Below are 16,988 nucleotides of genomic sequence, written 5' to 3'. Positions count from 1 at the left end.
GGTTAATATTCCTGCACCTCGCGTAAGTGCGATGGAGGGACGGAGAAGGTTAGGTGTACCAGGCGTTGGTTGTCCTGGGGAAAGGCGGTAGGTTTGGACCTTTGGCAAATCCGGGATCCTTTAAGACCGAGCACCGAGACGAGCCTTTAAGGCGAAGTCACTGATACCACGCTTCCAGGAAAAGCTCCTAAGCTTCAGCTTACGCAGACCGTACCGTAAACCGACACAGGTGGGTAGGATGAGAATTCTCAGGCGCTTGAGAGAACTCGGGTGAAGGAACTAGGCAACATGGCACCGTAACTTCGGGAGAAGGTGCACCCTTTTTGGTGGCTCATGCGAGCTATAGCTGAAGAGGGTCGCAGTAACCAGGCCGCTGCGACTGTTTATCAAAAACACAGCACTCTGCAAACACGAAAGTGGACGTATAGGGTGTGACGCCTGCCCGGTGCTGGAAGGTTAATTGATGGGGTCAGCCGCAAGGCGAAGCTCTTGATCGAAGCCCCAGTAAACGGCGGCCGTAACTATAACGGTCCTAAGGTAGCGAAATTCCTTGTCGGGTAAGTTCCGACCTGCACGAATGGCGTAACGACAGCGGCGCTGTCTCCACCCGAGACTCAGTGAAATTGAAATCGCTGTGAAGATGCAGCGTTCCCGTGGCAAGACGGAAAGACCCCGTGAACCTTTACTATAGCTTTACACTGAACGTTGAGTTCGTCTGTGTAGGATAGGTGGGAGGCTATGAAACTGTGGCGCTAGCTGCAGTGGAGCCATCCTTGAAATACCACCCTGTCGTGCTTGACGTTCTAACCTAGGTCCATTATCTGGATCGGGGACCGTGTATGGTGGGTAGTTTGACTGGGGCGGTCTCCTCCTAAAGAGTAACGGAGGAGCTCGAAGGTACGCTCAGCGCGGTCGGACATCGCGCACTGTGTGCAAAGGCATAAGCGTGCTTGACTGCAAGATCGACGGATCAAGCAGGTAGGAAACTAGGACTTAGTGATCCGGTGGTTCTGTATGGAAGGGCCATCGCTCAACGGATAAAAGGTACTCCGGGGATAACAGGCTGATACCGCCCAAGAGTTCATATCGACGGCGGTGTTTGGCACCTCGATGTCGGCTCATCACATCCTGGGGCTGTAGTCGGTCCCAAGGGTATGGCTGTTCGCCATTTAAAGTGGTACGCGAGCTGGGTTCAGAACGTCGTGAGACAGTTCGGTCCCTATCTGCCATGGGCGTTGGAAGTTTGAGAGGGGCTGCTCCTAGTACGAGAGGACCGGAGTGGACGAACCTCTGGTGTTCCGGTTGTCACGCCAGTGGCATTGCCGGGTAGCTATGTTCGGAAGCGATAACCGCTGAAAGCATCTAAGCGGGAAGCGCGCCTCAAGATGAGACTTCCCGGGGCACAAGCCCCCTAAAGGAACCATATAGACTATGTGGTTGATAGGTCAGGTGTGTAAGTGCAGCAATGCATTGAGCTAACTGATACTAATGATCCGTGTGGCTTGACCATATAACCTCAAGTTGCCTTGGCCGACATGACATGTCGATAGATACCAAGTGCACGCTACGTCACAAGATCCATGAGAGGCAGGCGCCTAAATCCGTTGTTTGGATGGCGACGCTCCAACCGTCTCCCTGATGAAATTAGCGCTATGGAACCACCCGATCCCATCCCGAACTCGGAAGTGAAACGTAGCCGCGCCGATGGTAGTGCAGCCTAAGCTGTGCGAGAGTAGGTCATCGTCAGGGTTTTATCTAAGAACCCCGCTGCTCACGCAGCGGGGTTCGTCTTTTTATGTAAGCCAGGTGTTTTACAGCCTGGCTTTAGTTCCGCAAGGAAACGCATTGGAGCCGGCGCAACGCGCTGCTCAAACCGTCTTCCTGATGAAATTAGCGCTATGGAACCACCCGATCCCATCCCGAACTCGGAAGTGAAACGTAGCCGCGCCGATGGTAGTGCAGCCTAAGCTGTGCGAGAGTAGGTCATCGTCAGGATTTAAACCCAAAACCCCGCTGCCAGAAGCAGCGGGGTTTTTCTTTGTGCGAAACAAAGGCGCACGCGCACTTGTAGGAGCGGCGTAAGCCGCGAAGCTCGTAGCAACAACGGCGCGGAAAGGCTTGAGCGAAGCCAATAACCAAAAGCCAAGAGCCAAGAGCTCCCCTCATCCCAACCCTCGCTCCGCGCCCCGGCCCTTGCGCTGGCGCAAGGGCGTTCGATGGGCAGCGAACCAGTGGTTCGCAAGCTGCCCCTCTCACCCCGCAGGCGGGAGAAGGGCTTAAGCAACAGCTGGAGCAAGGGCCAAAGCCGAAGCCGAAGCCGAAGCCAAAGCCAAAGCCAAAGCCTTGGGGTTCTGTAGGCGCTACCAGGAATGCCCCTGCCGAACATGGTTCGGCACTACGGGGTCGCGGGGCCTTGGTGAATCGTCACGAAAACTGTCGGTGACTCAAAGGCTGGCTGTCACCGTAGACGCACAATGGCCGTTGTCATCAGCCTGTTCGAACCAGGTGTTCACCGCACCCGATAGACGATCCAGGCGCATCGGCAATGTCAGGTGGTCTTCGGCTGCGACTTCAAGATAGCGCGCGTGCGGCGCGGCCGCCGCCAGTGCGCGGCCCTGGGCTACCGGAATGTGCTCGTCGTCGCGGCCGTGTATCAACAGTACGCAGGCTGGAACCTGTGCCAAGGCTTGACCGACGTCGACCTTGTCCAGATTGATGCCGAGCTTGCGGTCGGTAGTGGCGATCGCTTCATCCAAACCGCGGCCGCCGTATTGCCAACGTGCCAGCGGCAGTGCGACATAGTCGCTCCAGCGTTCCGGTGGCTTGGCCAGCATATGAGGCACCATCGTGCGGATTGCTTCGCCGGCGTTATCGAAGGATTCCATTGCCACGACGCTGCGCAACTGGGGGCCGAGCTCACGGGCGGCGAAGATCGCGGTTGCGGCACCGTAGGAAACGCCGAGAAGATGCACCGGGCCGCTGATCTTGCCTTCGCTCTCCAGAGCTTTCAGTGCCGCGACCACATCCTCGCCTTCGCGGGTGCCGTAGCCGGAAAGTGCATGGCCCGAACGACCGTGATTGCGCAGATCCAGCGCGATTGTGCGGTAACCCTGTTGCGCCAGTTCCAGTGACCAGGGCAGCAATGAACCGCCGTCCATCATCCAGCCGTGCAACAGGATCACCGTGCCGCGTGGCTGGATGTGGTTCCCGATGCTTGGCGCCGATGCCTCCAGCGAGAACTCCGGGAAGCGTTGGCCCTTGCCGAGATAGCGGTAATCCAACCGGTAATCGCCCGGTTCAAATGACACCCAGTGCAGGGCGACGCCGTCGCTGCCGGTAACGCTGCCCTGCTGGTGTGGCAGGTTGGCGAGCAGGGCGTCGATGCGTTCGGTGGGGACCAGCGGCGACGTGCCACCGGGCGCGGCCAAGCGCTCGCTGAGTGACAGCGGGGGAACGGGAGATGAGAGGGCAAAGCCGGCCAGCATCACGCAGACGCCAGCCAGCGCCAGTGAACGAAGCATGGCGGGAACCGGTTTGGGGAGCCTGCCACGGTAGCCACAAGGATGCGCTGCATCTACCGCGTGGCGATGACAGGTAGATGACCGTTGTGTGGTGTTTGGGTTGCGGTGAGTTCCGCTACCGATCAGGTGTCCGGTCAAACAGCGAGCGGTGTGACAGACCAGCGCCCTTGTTTGTGGGAGCGGCGTAAGCCGCGAAGCAGATCAGGGGGCCGCATCTTCAGGCGCTGTGTTACCAGGGAAAATGCGCTTGCAGCTGTTTGCAGGAGCGGCGTTAGGCACGAAGCTGGTGAAGCTGCCCTCACCCCAACCCCTCTCCCGCGCGCGGGAGAGGGGCTTCAAGCAGAGCGTGGCGGATTTTCGACTATGTCATCGACATCCAACGCTGTTGTTACCTGGATCAGAAGCGCTGCTGGTACTTCATGTACATGAAGCGACCGATGTCGAAGCCACCGTAGTAGGTGAAGCTGCTGTTCGGCTGGCTGTACATGATCGGGCCTTCGTGCTTGAACACGTTGTTGACGCCCAGCGACACGGTGCCGTTCCACGGCATGGCATAACGCACCTGCAGGTCGTGGAAGGTGTTGGAGCCCAGCTTACGGCTTGGCTGCATGTCGGTGTACGCCGACTGGAAGTCCGGCATGTTGCACTCCGGGCCACCGTCCAGATCGTAGGAGCACTTCTCCTTCATGCTGGAGTAATAACGGGTGGTCCAGCTTGCGCCGAAGTTGCCGTTCTGCCAATCCAGCGTCAGGTTGGAGCGCACGCGGAAGTTGCCTTCCCAGCCGGTGAACTCTTCGACCGGGGTGGTGGCCACGTTGTCGCTCTTGCGCGACAGGTAGTCCACATACGTGGTGTTCCAGCGCAGCGACAGCTGGCCGTAGGCCATTTCCGGCAGGCGATAGCGCACGCCGAGGTCGTAGCCAGCGGTTTCCTGGTAACCGGCGTTGTTCAACGAACGGTTCATGCCGCTGACCTGGCCCTTGTTGCTGCCGGAGCTGTAGCGGGTGAAGCGGTCGCAGGCCGAGCTGATGTTCTGCACGTAGCACTGGTTGAGGATGTCGGTGGCCGACTCACCAACGATCACGTCGTCGATGCGGATCTTCCACCAGTCCAGGCTCAGGTCCAGGCCGCTGACGAAGTCCGGGCTGTAGACCAGGCCGACGGTCCAGGTCTTGGCGGTTTCCGGCTTCAGCGCGGCGTTGGAGCCGGAGGTGAAGTCGGTGACGCCCTGTACGCCGGAGGTGGTGGCCAGTTCGCCGTCACCGGTCTTCTGGCGGAAGTCGGCACCCAGGCCGGCAGCGCTGCAGCGTGCAGCTACTTCAGCATTGCGTGCAGCTGCGCCGAACGAACGATCGCAGGGATCGGTGACGCGGTCACGGGTGGTGACGGTGCCGCCATACAGGTCGTCCACCGTCGGCGCACGGAAGCCGGTGCCGAAGGTGGCGCGGACCAGCAAGGTGTCGATCGGCTTCCACTTCAGGCCGAACTTGCCGTTGGTGGTGCCACCGAAGTTGTTGTAGTCGGAATAGCGACCGGCCAGGTCCAGCGACAGCTCACGCACGAACGGCATATCGGCCAGCAGCGGTACCTGCACTTCCAGGTAGACCTCGTCGAGCTTGTAGTCGCCGCGCGTCGGTGCGCCGGTGGTGCCGGCGATTTCGCCGTTCTGCACCATCAGGTCCGGGGTGTAGCTGGCTTCTTCGCTGCGGTGCTCCACGCCCATCGCGGTCATGATGTCACCGGCCGGCAGGCTCGCCAGCGAACCGGAGATGTTGGCGCTGACCACTTTGGTGGTGCTGCGGATTTCGTCGGTAAAGCGGGTGAAGATGTAGTCGCGTACCGCCTTGTCGCTGAGCGAGCCGGGGGTGTTGCTGCCGGCCGGTGCCAGCGGGTTCCACGGCACGCAGCCTTCGATGACGTTGCCGACGCTGCCACAGCGGGCAACGCCGCCGGCGTCGATGAAGGACGGGCCGACGGCCAGGTTGACGTTCGGCTGGTACATGCTCTGCAGGCTGCGGCGCTCGCCTTCATTGCGGTTGAACATGTAGCTCACGTTCCAGTCCCAGAACCGCGAACCGGTCTCGAAGCTGCCTTCCAGGCCGACGCTGGCGCGCTTGGTGGTCAGCGCGTTGTTGGTCACACGCGGGTATTCCTCGGTGCGGCGCGAGAACAACACGTCCTTGCCCCAGTGGTTGAACGCGCTATCGGCCGAGAGTGCGGCACGTGCGCCGCTGGCTGCCTGCGCGGCCGACACCGAGTACGGATAACCGGCGAGTTGCTTGACCGACTCGCGCTCGCTGTACAGAACGTCGGCGACAACACGCAGATCATCGGTGATCTGGAAACCACCATTGGCGAAGGCCGACTTGCGCTCCAGCGAGGAGAGCAGGGTCATGTTGGTCTTGGTGTTGGCGTAGGTCGCCGGGTCGGGCTTCTTGAAGTTGGCCACATCACCCGGGTCGCCGCCCGGGCCGACGCTGAGCGTCTTGCCGTCGACGGTGACCGAGCCCCATTGGGTATTGCCGTTCAGGCCGTCAGTGGGGTGGTAAGGGCCGTTGGGATAGGCGGTGAACTCACGCGCGCCGCCCAGCACCGGGTCTTCCGAGGTCTTCTCGGCGCCGACGCTGAACCAGCCGCGGTCGAAGGTCTTGCCGAAGTTTGCGCTGTAGGCGCGCTTCTGGCCATCGCCTTCGCCGTATTGGCCGACATAGGCGCTGACATTGGCGCCGTCGAAATTCTTGCGGGTGATGACGTTGACCACGCCGGCGATGGCGTCCGAGCCGTACAGTGCAGAAGCACCGTCGGTCAGCACTTCAACGCGCTCGACGATGGCCGAGGGGATCGAACCGACATCGGAGTAACCGCCGGCACTGACGCCCATGCGGCGGCCGTCGATCAGCACCAGGGTGCGTTCCGGGCCAAGGTTGCGCAGGCTGACGTACATGCCGCCGTAGTCGCGGCCGGAGGACAGTGCCGAGGCGCGGCTCAGCGACGGTGCGCCGGCGGCGGTGACGTCCTGCAGGATGTCGGCGACGTTGACGTAGCCCTTCTTCTCGATTTCCGCACGGCTCAGGGCGATGACCGGCTGGGCGGTTTCAACGCTGGCCTGGCGGATGCGCGAACCGGTGATCTCGATGCGGTCCAGGGTGGTGGTGGTCTCGCTCGCATCCTGTGCGAACGCGGTGAGGCTTGAGCTGCCGAGCAACGCGAGGGTGATCGCGGAGCACAGCTTGGTCGACTTCAAATACATCTCTTTCGGTTTTCCTTTATACCAACTACAAAAAAAGCGCCCTTGTGGGGCGCCGTAACAGATGCATCACCGTTGGGGGAGGGACACAGCATCTGCCATCACAGCTCCGCTGGCCGCCGGGACTTGGGCGGGCGCGCATGATGACCTAAACGGATAGATGCGTGAAGGTAGACTTTCCGCCAACCCACCTGCACGTGGGCAGGTGGGTGGCTGATTCCGCGTGCTGCGGCGTGTTGGATCAGGTTTCGCGCAGTGCGGTGGTGATTGGCAGGCGTGCCGCGCGCAGTGCCGGGAACAGGCCACCAACCAGGCCAATGCCCAAGGCCCATTTCAGTCCGCTCCATAGCAGGGGCGGCGATACCTTGAACTGGAACACCACCTGGCTGAAGTTGTTGCCCAGGGTTGAAACGGTGAAGTTGTTGAACGCCAACCAGGCGATGGCGCCGCCCAGCAAGCCACCGAGCAGGGCCAGCAGCATGGTTTCCAGCATCACCGCGGTCACCACTGGCACGCCGCGGAAACCGATTGCGCGCAGCGTTGCGATTTCCCGCGCGCGGGTCGCGACGGCGGCGTACATGGTGTTGAGTGCGCCGAAGACCGCGCCCACCGCCATGATTGCGCCGATCACCGTGCCCAATACCTTGAGCAGCTTGTTCAAGCCGCCACCTTGCTTGCGGTAGTACTCGGCGGTGGTCTCCACGTCCAACTTCAGGCGTGGGTCGTTGTCCACGGCTGCCTTGAAGGTCTCAAAGCCCTGCTTGCCTTCGGTGCGCACGCTGATCGACTGCCACGCGCTGCGGTTGTAGGTGGTGGCCAGTGTCTGCGCGTCGGTCCACAACTCCGAATCATGTGCATCGCCGGATTCGAAGATGCCAACCACCGTCCACGCCTGGTTGCCCAGCATCAGCGTCTTGCCGACTTCCAGTCCCCTGAACTGCTTCTGCGCACCGCGACCAGCGACGATCTCGCGCAGGCCAGCTCCGAACTTGCGGCCTTCGACCAGCTTGACCTTGTCGTGCACCGCCCACGCCTGCTCGCCGACACCGCGGAACTGCGCGTTGACATCGGTGCCGTCGCCACGCGAGGTGAGGTTGACTACCTGGGAGACTTCCGCCGATACCAACGGCCGCCCATCTTCGCCGCGCTTCACGCCCGGCAGGGTCTCCAGCAAGGGCACCTGATCACGGGTGATCACCGAATTGGTCTCGGCCTGCGAGCCACCGCGCAGGACAATCGCGGTACTGTCATCGCCCGTATTCGCCAAGGTGGCCTGGAAGCCCTGGCCCATCGCCAGCATCGCCACCAGTACGCCGACCACGCCGGCGATACCAATAACGATCACCGATGAGGAACCCCAGCGCTGCGGCAGGCTGGCAAGGCCAATGCGGGTTGCGGCCAGTGCCAAGCGGCCAGTGCGGGTGAGCAGCAACCACAGCGTGATTGCCACCGCGACCACGACGACACCGATCCATGGCAGTGCGATCCACACGCCAAGGCCAACCACCAACAGCACGATCACCAGCGCATTCGAAAGAAAGTTCTTCATGATGTTGTCCTCAGCGCCCGGCCAGTGCGTCGACGATCTTCAGGCGCTTGGCCCGCAGTGCCGGCAGCACACCCACCACCAACCCGATCACCACGATCAGGACGGCACCCACGATCCAGGTCTGTGCCGGCACATGCGGCGGCAGCAGGCCCATGGTCTGCGGTGCCATCACTGGCAACGCCAGTGCAGCCAAACCAAGGCCGATAGCGCCACCCAGGCCGACCAGGACGATCGATTCCACCATTACCAGCATCAGCATGGTGCCGTCCTTGAAGCCAAGTGTTTTCAGCGTGGCAAGTTCGGGCACGCGCTCACGCACGGCCTGGGCCATGGTGTTGCCGGTGAGCAGCAGCAAGGTGAAGAACACCGCACCCATGATCGAGGTGACGATCATGCCGATATCGGCGAACTGCTTGATGAAGGCCTGCTGGAACGCGGACTCGGTCTGGCTCTTGGTTTCGTGATCGGAGTTGGCCGAGATTGCATCGATGGCCTGTGCCACGCGTGAGGCATGGTCGGGGTTGTCGAGGCGCACGGTGTACCAGCTGACCTGGTTCTTGATGTAGTCGTTGGATTCATCGAAGTACTTCCAGTTCATCATCAACTGGCGTTCTTCGTTGGAGGCGGTGGCGGTGTTCTTCGACTTGAATGTGCCGACCAGCTGCAGCGGCCAATCGTTGCTGCCACCGCGCGGGAAGATGGTCGCCTGCATCGGAATGGTGTCGCCGATCTTCCAGCCGAACTGCTTGGCCAGTGATTCACCGACGACGGCGCCGGTGCGGGTGTTGCGGAACGCGTCCACCTGTTCCTTGGAGATGTCGAACTCGGTCATCAGGTCGAAGTAGTTCGGTGCGACCGAGAAGTTCGGAAAGAAATTCTTCTGGTCTTGGTAGATGCCGCCGAACCACATGGCGTAGGTGACATCGTCCACGCCCTCGATCTGGCGGATCTGCGATTCAAGCCGGATCGGCAATGACTGGGTGATGGAAAGGCGCGAGGCCACCACCAGGCGATTGGCGCCGGCCACGCTGTTGCCGCCGCTGGCAAACGCCACGCGCACGGAGTCGAGCATGCCGAACAGCAGGAACGCAGTGACGATGGAGAGCAGGGTGAACAAAGTACGTGTGCGGCTGCGGAACAGCTGCGCCCAGATCAATGAGAAGTACTTCATGGCCGTACTCCTCAGTGCACCGGGGCGTCGACCAGCTCGCCCTTGTCCAGATGCACGGTATGGGTGGCGTACTCGGCGGCCTTTGGATCATGGGTGACCATGATGATGGTCTTGCCGTGTTCGCGGTTGAGCAGCTGCAGCAGGCCCAGCACCTCCTCGGCACTCTGGCGGTCGAGGTCACCGGTGGGCTCGTCGCAGATCAGGAAAGTCGGATCGGAAACGATGGCGCGGGCGATGGCCACACGCTGCTGCTGGCCGCCGGACAGTTCGTTGGGGCGATGGTCGCGGCGATCGGCAAGGCCAACCAGGGTCAGAGCGATCTGCGCGCGGCGCTTGCGCTCGCTGGCGTTGAGGTTGGTCAGCAGCAATGGCAGCTCGACGTTCTTCTGCGCGGTGAGCATGGGCATCAGGTTGTAGAACTGGAACACGAAGCCGACGTGGTGACTGCGCCAGGTCGACAGCTGGCCGGCGCTGAGTTGGTCGATACGTTGGTCTTCGATGTTGATCTCGCCGCCGCTTGGGGTATCCAGCCCGCCGATCAGGTTGAGCAGGGTGGTCTTGCCCGAACCGGAGGGCCCCATAAGCGCGACGAAATCGCCGCGATCGATATCGAGGTTGATGCCGTGCAGTACCTGCACTTTTTCCGGGCCACGCTGGTAGGTCTTGGTGATACTGCGCAGGGAGACGAGGGTGCTCATGGGTGATCCTCAGCAGTGACGCGGTGATGTTTGATGTTGAAATCTTGATGTCGGACGTTGCAACGCTTCGCTTTGCTTCTGGTCCCCTCCCTTTGCCGAGGGCAAGGGGAGGGCTAGGGAGGGGTGCTTCGGCTCTGGCTCTGGCTGTGGCCGTTGCTGTGTTGTGGTTTTTGTTGTGGCTTTTGCTTTCCCCTCTCCCGCCAGCGGGAGAGGGGTAGGGGTGAGGGCAGCTTTTGCTCCTGCCGTTGGCTTCTGCAGTGCCTTTGCTTCATGTGATGCCGTGGTCGCCAAGAACAGCAACGGCTTTCACTCCCCTGCGGGGAGCGAGTCACTTTTCTTTGCTTGTGCAAAGAACAAGTAACCAAAAGAAACACACCCTGCCTCCGCGCCCACGATGCTCCGCATCGCGGGTCCACTCCGCTGCCGGGATTTTTCGACGAGACATCCCTGTCTCGTCGAAAAACGACGTGCATCCATGCACGTCGCCCCGTTGGGGTCTTATCCGTCAGCTCCGTCGCTGCGGAAGGGGCCCCGATAAGGCAAGAGCTAAAGCTAAAGCTGCCCTCATCCCAACCCTTCTCCCGCAGGCGGGAGAAGGGCTAAAGCAACAGCTGAAGCAATGGCTAGAGCAAAAGCAAAAGCAACAGCAACAGCAACAGCAACAGCAAAAGCGCTACTTCAGTGCATCAGGTGATTCGCAGCAGCGCAGCAAAGATCACAAGCCCGCGCTTACTTCTCTGCGCCTTCCAATGCCACCTTGTCGCCATCCTTCAATTCAGCAGCTGGGCTGAGCACCACGGTTTGTCCGGCACTCAATCCCGACAGCACCTGCTTGTCCTTGGCCAATACCTCGCCCACTTCCAGCGCCTGCTGCTTCACCTTGTCATCGGCCTGCACCACAAAGGCGACCGGCTTGCCGTCGCGCTCGACAATCGCAGCAGCCGGTACGCGCACGCCCTTCGGTGCTTCAGTGCCAGCTGCAGCGGCTTTCTCCAGGAAGCTTACGCGTACGCCCATCTCCGGCACGATGCGCGGATCCTTGGTCTCCAGTGCCACGCGCACCTTCACCGTTGCCTTGCCGCGATCAGCGGTGGGAATGATGGCGATCACGTGGCCGGGAATCTTCCAGTCCGGATAGGCGTTGAGCACGGTTTCCACCGGCATCTGCGGCTGTACGCGGCCGATGAAGGCTTCGCCTACTTCCACTTCCACCTCCAGCGAATCCATGTCGACGATGGTGCCGATACCGGTACGGGTGAAGCCACCGCCGGCCGACAGCGGCGACACGATCTCGCCCGGCTGCGCGGCCTTGGCTGTCACCACGCCGGAGAACGGTGCGCGCACCACGTTGTTGTCCACGCCCAGATCGGCGATGGCCAGTGCATCCAGTGCCACCTTGGCGTTGTGACGGGCGGTCTGCAGCTGCGCGCGCAGGCTGTCGCGCGTGGCTACTGCCTGGTCGTACTGCGAACGTGAGACCAGTTGCTGGCCGACCAGAGACTGCAAGCGCGCCGCTTCCGTCTCGGCCTGGCGCAGCTGCGCCTGCAGGCCTTCGGTCTGGCTGCGGGCGGCGTCGAGCTGGGCGGCGTTGAGGCTGCGCTGGGCGTTGGCGTCGATCGGGTCCAGTGTCGCCATGATCTGGCCTTCTTCGACACGCATGCCTTCCTCGATCATCACCTCGCGGACCTTGCCGGTGATCTTGGCCGACACGGTTGCCATGCGCCGGGCCACCACATAGCCGCTGGCATCCAGCACCGAGCTGTTGCCGGCGCCGGCCTGGTTCATGGCCACCACCGGCGCAGTCTGCACCGTCACCGGCGGTTTGCCGCCCACCATGGCGCCAATACCGAGTACCAGCAGCAGGGCCACTACAAGTCCGATCACGATCCACAACCAACGGCGCGACGGCGCTGGGCCGCGCGGCGGCGGGGCGGAGCGGTCGATGCGGAGTTCCTTCAGCAGTTCAGCAGATGCATTCATGGGTAGCAGGACGGCGTGGGAGGGAGAATGTGACCGCAACTTACCGCAATCCGTCGCGGTCGGCAGCGACAGGCCGGGATGGACGCATCATAGGCAGCGCCCGCCCTACGCACAGGTGACGGCTGTCATGTGCTTTGCCTGATCGCCTGCACTGCGGGAACCGCCATCAGCGGCCTAACGTGGCGCCATCCCCGGAAGGAAGCGACGGCAATGGAGCGATACGGCGAGGTACTGGCAAGCCTGCAGGGCGTGCACAAGCATTACGGCGCAGTGCGCGCACTGGACGGCGTCGATCTGGAGCTGAAGGCTGGGCAGGTGTTGGCCTTGCTCGGCCCCAATGGCGCGGGCAAGACCACGGCCATCGGCCTGCTGCTTGGCCTGCTGCGCGCTGATGCTGGCCAGGTGCAGCTGTTCGGGCAGGATCCACAGCAGCTGGGCGCGCGTCGCGGCATCGGCGTGATGCTGCAGAGCGCGGCGCTGCCGGAGACGCTGAGCGTGGCCGAACTGATACGGCTCTCGGCCAGCTATTACCCGGCCCCGCGCAGCCTCTCGGAGACCGCTGCACTGGCTGGTATCGAGGATCTGCTGCAGCGCCGCTACGGCAAGCTGTCCGGCGGCCAGCAGCGGCGGGTGCAGTTCGCCCTCGCCATCTGCGGGCGGCCACGGCTGCTGTTCCTGGACGAGCCGACTGTTGGCCTGGACCTGCCGGCGCGGCAGCAGCTGTGGGCAACCGTGCGCGCCCTGGTCGGCGAAGGCACGGCGGTGGTGTTGACTACGCACTACCTGGAGGAAGCCGAACGTCTGGCCGATCGCGTCTGCGTGCTGCTGCGCGGTCGCATCGTCAGCGATGGCAGCGTCGATGCCCTGCGTGCTCGGGTGATTCACCGCCGCATCCGCTGTATCAGCGCGCTGGACGCACCGACCGTCGGCAGCTGGCCGGGGGTGCTGCAGATCAGCCGTGATGGTGACTACCTGCAGCTGCGCAGCGACCGCGTGGAAAGCGTGGTGCGACAGCTGCTGCAGGCAGACCCGGCGCTATCCGGGCTGGAGGTGCAGCCGGCTGGCCTGGACGAAGCCTTCACCGACCTGACCAGCACAGATGCAGAACAAACCCAGCGTGAGGCTGCCTGATGAACGCTCAATACGACGCACTGTTGCCTGCAATGTCGTCCCGCCAAGTGCTGGGCGCCTATCTGCAGGAGATCCGCAGCGAATGCCTGCGCTACCTGCGCTACCCCGGCTTCCTGCTGCCGACATTGTTGTTCCCGGCCACCTTCTACCTGTTGTTTGCGGTGCTGCTGGGCCACGCACAGCCCGCGCAAGCGGCACGCTTCCTGCTGGGCAGCTATGTCACTTTCGGGGTAATGGCACCGGGTCTGTTCGGATTCGGCATGTCGCTGGCATTGGAGCGCGACAACGGTCTGCTCACCCTCAAGCGCGCCATGCCGATGCCGCCGCTGGCCTACCTGCTGGGCAAGATGGTGATGGCGATGCTGATGGGCGTGGCCATCGTGGTGATCCTGCAGGTGCTGGCCGTCGCCGTTGCCGGCGTGCAGCTGTCCCTGTCGCTGGCGTTGCGGCTGTCGCTGGTCGCCACCATTGGGACATTGCCGTTCTGCGCGCTGGGCCTGTTGCTGGGCTCGCTGGTCAAAGGCAATGGTGCGCCCGCAGTGATCAACCTGGTCTACCTGCCGATGGCGGTGTTGTCGGGGCTGTGGTTCCCGCTGAAGGTGCTGCCGCCGTTGTTGCGGGAGATGGCGTGGATCTGGCCGAGTTATCACCTGAACGCGCTGGCGCAGGGGGCCCTGGACTTCGAGGTCGGCGAAGCCTGGCCGCATGTTCTTTGGTTGTGCGCATTCACCCTGGTCATCGCCGCCCTGGCCGCCTGGCGCCTGCGTCGGCACGGCTGATGGCATCATTGCCGCATTGCAAAGGATGAGTGCCGATGGCATTGCAGCGCCCTGAATGGTTGAAGCCGGCGGCGGACTCGGTGGTCGCCGACAACATCAAGCTCGGCAAGTGGCCGTGGGTGGATGCGGTGCACCTGCTGTGGACGGTGTGGGTATTCATCACGCCGATGTTCGGTGCGGGCTACACCCTGCGCTGGGCCTTGATCACCTTGTGGTCGTTCCCGCTGTTCATCGTCTTCTACGTGCTGACCTTGACCAGTGCCCGGCGCAACGCGCCTATCTTCGCGCTGGCGATGATCGTGCTGTCGATGGCGCTGCTGCCGATCTATCCCTCCGGCATGAACTACTTCGTGTTCGGTTGCGTGATGCTGCGTACCAACCGATGCATCAGTGTGCGGCAATACCTGTTGGAGCTCGTGTTGTTGAACACGGCCTTCGTCTCGATGGCATGGTGGATAGGCTACCCGTGGCAGGTGGTGGCATGGATTCCCGCGCTTACCGTCATCATTGGTTTGATCGTCAACGTCGAGCGCTCGAGCAGCGAGAAGGATGCTGCGCTGCGGCTCTCGCACGAAGAAGTGCGGCGCTTGGCGGCAACCGCGGAGCGCGAGCGCATTGGTCGTGATCTGCATGACTTGTTGGGTCATACGCTTTCACTGATCACCTTGAAGATGGAGTTGTCGCGCAAACTGTTCGAGCGTGACCCGCAGCGTTCGCAGCGCGAACTGGCCGAGGCCGAGCAGATCGCGCGCGATGCACTGGCCCAGGTGCGCAGCGCGGTCACCGGCTTCCGCGCTGCGGATCTGGCGGCCGAGCTGGCATCTGCACACCTGCTGCTGGAGTCCTCGCGGGTGCACCTGCGCTATTCGCCGCCGCCGGCGATGCCCGCGTGGATCGAGGCTGGCTTGTCCATGGTGCTGCGCGAGGCAGCGACCAATATCGCCCGCCATGCGCAGGCCAATGAGGCGCTGATCAGCATCGAGGTTTTGCCGGAGGCGGTGCTGATGGAAGTGGTGGACGACGGTCGCGGTGGCGTTTCGGCCAATGGCAACGGCTTGGCCGGGATGCGCGAGCGCGTCTTGGCATTGGGCGGTGAATTGCAGATCGAGTCGCCGAAGGGCCAGGGCACACGCTTGAGGATCCGCGTTCCGGTGCAGGCGCAAGACAGGCAGTCGGCATTGCTCACCAGTGCGCCGCAGGTCGAAGCAGGAAGCATGCCGGTACAGGAGGCACGCGCATGATCCGCATCTTGTTGGCCGAAGATCAGGCGATGGTGCGCGGTGCGTTGTCGGCCTTGCTCAATCTTGAATCCGATATCGAAGTGATAGGCACGGCCGCCGATGGTGAGATCGCCTGGCGCGAACTGCAGCGGCTGAAGCCGGATATCCTCGTCACCGATATTGAAATGCCGCTGCTGACCGGGCTGGAGTTGGCGCAACGCGTGCAACGTCACCAACTGCCAATCAAGGTGGTGATCGTGACCACGTTTGCCCGCAGCGGCTTCCTGCGACGCGCCTTGGATGCGGGCGTGCAGGGTTATCTGCTCAAGGACGCGCCTGCCGAGAAACTGGCGGATGCCCTGCGTCAGGTGCAACGCGGTGGTCGCGCGATCGATCCGCAGCTGGCGGTGGAAGCCTGGTCGGAGGCTGATCCGTTGAATGATCGTGAGCGGCAGGTGTTGCGACTGGCCGGTGAGGGCCGCTCGGCCAATGAGATCGCCGAGCAGCTCGGCCTGTCGCACGGCACCGTGCGTAACTACCTGTCCGAATGCATCGGCAAGCTCGGCGTGGCCAACCGCATAGAAGCGCACCGGGTAGCACGCCAAAAGGGCTGGCTGTAGTGCCGAGCCATGCTCGGCAGAGGCTTTCCCCACAAGCCCAACCAACGTAGTGCCGAGCCATGCTCGGCAGGGGCCTCCCCAACAAGCCCAACCAACGTAGCGCCGAGCCAGCTCGGCAGACTGGTTCCGTGCGAGCCGGATCCCATCGCATCGGACACGTTACGTGCTTCGCGGCTTACGCCGCTCCTACAAACGGGGGCGGTATGCCTTTATCCGCGGGAGCTATGAAATTTCAGCAACACCGCCGTTGCCGCATCGACAGCACACTATGCTCGCTGCAACCCCGGGCAGGAACTGGACATGCGACGTAGATGCTGGATGTTGGCGGTAGTGCTGTGTATCTGCAGCCCGGCCTGGGCGCAGCAGTTCAAGGTACTGGTCGCTGCAATCCCCAATCAATACCACCATGACTACATCCCGATGGCCAAGCCGCAGTTCGAGGCATTGGCGCGACAGCACTACTTCGCGCTGACCTGGGCGTGGAACACCAGTGCCTTCGATCAGGACCTGGCGCAGTACGACGCCATCGTATTGCTCAACACTCCAGCCACCGAGCTGTCGCCCACGCAGCGCGAGAAATTCCAGCAGTACGTGCGGAATGGTGGCGGTGTGGTGGCCGTGCACAAGGCGTTCGCGATACGGCGCGGGGAGTGGGAATGGTACGACCGCATGATTGGCCGCTCATTCCGCACTCATCCCTATCTGCAGACCGCCATGGTCGATGTGGTCAACCGTGATTTCCCGGCGACTGCAGGTCTTCCGCAGCGCTGGCTATGGAGTGATGAGTGGTACGAGTACGACCCGCCATACAGCAATGACCTGGTCACGCTGCTGGCGGTCGATGAGCGCAGCTACGATCCCACGCTGATATGGCCGGGCCAGGTTGCCAAGGGCATGGGCAGGGATCATCCGGTGGCCTGGTATCACCGCTTCGAAGGCGGGCGCATATTCGCGACCGCGCTGGGTCATCAGGCCGAGGCCTATAACGATCCGCGCTACCTGGAGCACCTGTACGGCGGCATTTACTGGGCCGCTACCGGCAAGGGCGAGGGCAAGCCGCCCGCGCCCTGAG

At 62.4% G+C, this 16,988-nt stretch carries 11 protein-coding genes and 3 rRNA genes (1 of these 14 running past the window's edge); 8 read left to right on the top strand and 6 right to left on the bottom strand.

All coding sequences use genetic code 11. From position 1 onward, the window contains the following. The 3 genes from Q5Z11_RS18945 to rrf (Q5Z11_RS18935) form a co-directional block, all read left to right on the top strand. Positions 1-1,510: ribosomal RNA gene (locus Q5Z11_RS18945) — 23S ribosomal RNA — on the top strand (it extends 1,368 nt beyond the left edge of the window). Between the two features lie 124 nt (positions 1,511-1,634). Then, positions 1,635-1,749 (top strand): 5S ribosomal RNA (gene rrf, locus Q5Z11_RS18940). Between the two features lie 131 nt (positions 1,750-1,880). Further along, positions 1,881-1,995: ribosomal RNA gene (rrf, locus tag Q5Z11_RS18935) — 5S ribosomal RNA — on the top strand. Positions 1,996-2,444: 449 nt separating this feature from the next. On the opposite strand, the gene Q5Z11_RS18930 is transcribed toward rrf (Q5Z11_RS18935), so the two are convergent. The 6 genes from Q5Z11_RS18930 to Q5Z11_RS18905 form a co-directional block, all read right to left on the bottom strand. Beyond that, positions 2,445-3,521, bottom strand: a complete 1,077-nt coding sequence (locus Q5Z11_RS18930) for an alpha/beta fold hydrolase (RefSeq protein WP_303747830.1) — start codon at positions 3,519-3,521, stop codon at positions 2,445-2,447. 397 nt (positions 3,522-3,918) lie between these two features. Continuing rightward, positions 3,919-6,771 carry a TonB-dependent receptor plug domain-containing protein gene (locus Q5Z11_RS18925; protein ID WP_303747829.1) on the bottom strand — a complete coding sequence of 951 codons (2,853 nt, stop codon included), beginning with the start codon at positions 6,769-6,771 and terminating at the stop codon, positions 3,919-3,921. 238 nt (positions 6,772-7,009) lie between these two features. Then, positions 7,010-8,317, bottom strand: a complete 1,308-nt coding sequence (locus Q5Z11_RS18920) for an ABC transporter permease (RefSeq protein ID WP_303747828.1) — start codon at positions 8,315-8,317, stop codon at positions 7,010-7,012. 10 nt (positions 8,318-8,327) lie between these two features. Beyond that, complete coding sequence (locus Q5Z11_RS18915) at positions 8,328-9,488, bottom strand: ABC transporter permease (protein WP_303747827.1); 1,161 nt, start codon at positions 9,486-9,488, stop codon at positions 8,328-8,330. Between the two features lie 11 nt (positions 9,489-9,499). Next, a complete protein-coding gene (locus tag Q5Z11_RS18910) occupies positions 9,500-10,186 on the bottom strand; it encodes an ABC transporter ATP-binding protein (protein ID WP_303747826.1) in 687 nt (228 codons plus the stop codon). Positions 10,187-10,915: 729 nt separating this feature from the next. Further along, entirely contained in the window at positions 10,916-12,166 is a 1,251-nt protein-coding gene (locus tag Q5Z11_RS18905; RefSeq protein WP_303747825.1) for an efflux RND transporter periplasmic adaptor subunit, read from the bottom strand. A gap of 210 nt (positions 12,167-12,376) precedes the next feature. Here Q5Z11_RS18905 and Q5Z11_RS18900 point away from each other — a divergent pair, with 210 nt between their 5' ends. The 5 genes from Q5Z11_RS18900 to Q5Z11_RS18880 all read left to right on the top strand — a co-directional run bounded on the left by Q5Z11_RS18900 (position 12,377) and on the right by Q5Z11_RS18880 (position 16,987). Continuing rightward, the gene (locus tag Q5Z11_RS18900; RefSeq protein ID WP_303747824.1) at positions 12,377-13,297 is read left to right on the top strand and encodes an ABC transporter ATP-binding protein; all 921 of its coding nucleotides are present in this window, start codon (positions 12,377-12,379) and stop codon (positions 13,295-13,297) included. Continuing rightward, on the top strand, positions 13,297-14,076 hold the full coding sequence (locus tag Q5Z11_RS18895; protein ID WP_303747823.1) for an ABC transporter permease: 780 nt from the start codon (positions 13,297-13,299) through the stop codon (positions 14,074-14,076). Before Q5Z11_RS18900 ends, Q5Z11_RS18895 begins: the two co-directional genes overlap by 1 nt. 35 nt (positions 14,077-14,111) lie before the next feature. Continuing rightward, the gene (locus Q5Z11_RS18890) at positions 14,112-15,317 is read left to right on the top strand and encodes a sensor histidine kinase (protein ID WP_303747822.1); all 1,206 of its coding nucleotides are present in this window, start codon (positions 14,112-14,114) and stop codon (positions 15,315-15,317) included. Then, a complete protein-coding gene (locus tag Q5Z11_RS18885; RefSeq protein WP_303747821.1) occupies positions 15,314-15,916 on the top strand; it encodes a response regulator transcription factor in 603 nt (200 codons plus the stop codon). Before Q5Z11_RS18890 ends, Q5Z11_RS18885 begins: the two co-directional genes overlap by 4 nt. A 300-nt stretch (positions 15,917-16,216) precedes the next feature. Then, positions 16,217-16,987 carry a ThuA domain-containing protein gene (locus Q5Z11_RS18880; RefSeq protein ID WP_303747820.1) on the top strand — a complete coding sequence of 257 codons (771 nt, stop codon included), beginning with the start codon at positions 16,217-16,219 and terminating at the stop codon, positions 16,985-16,987. Position 16,988: the final 1 nt, after the last annotated feature.

The organism is Stenotrophomonas sp. 610A2 (genome assembly GCF_030549615.1).
Taxonomy (GTDB): domain Bacteria; phylum Pseudomonadota; class Gammaproteobacteria; order Xanthomonadales; family Xanthomonadaceae; genus Stenotrophomonas; species Stenotrophomonas pigmentata.
This window is presented reverse-complemented; position numbering and strand designations above follow the sequence as displayed.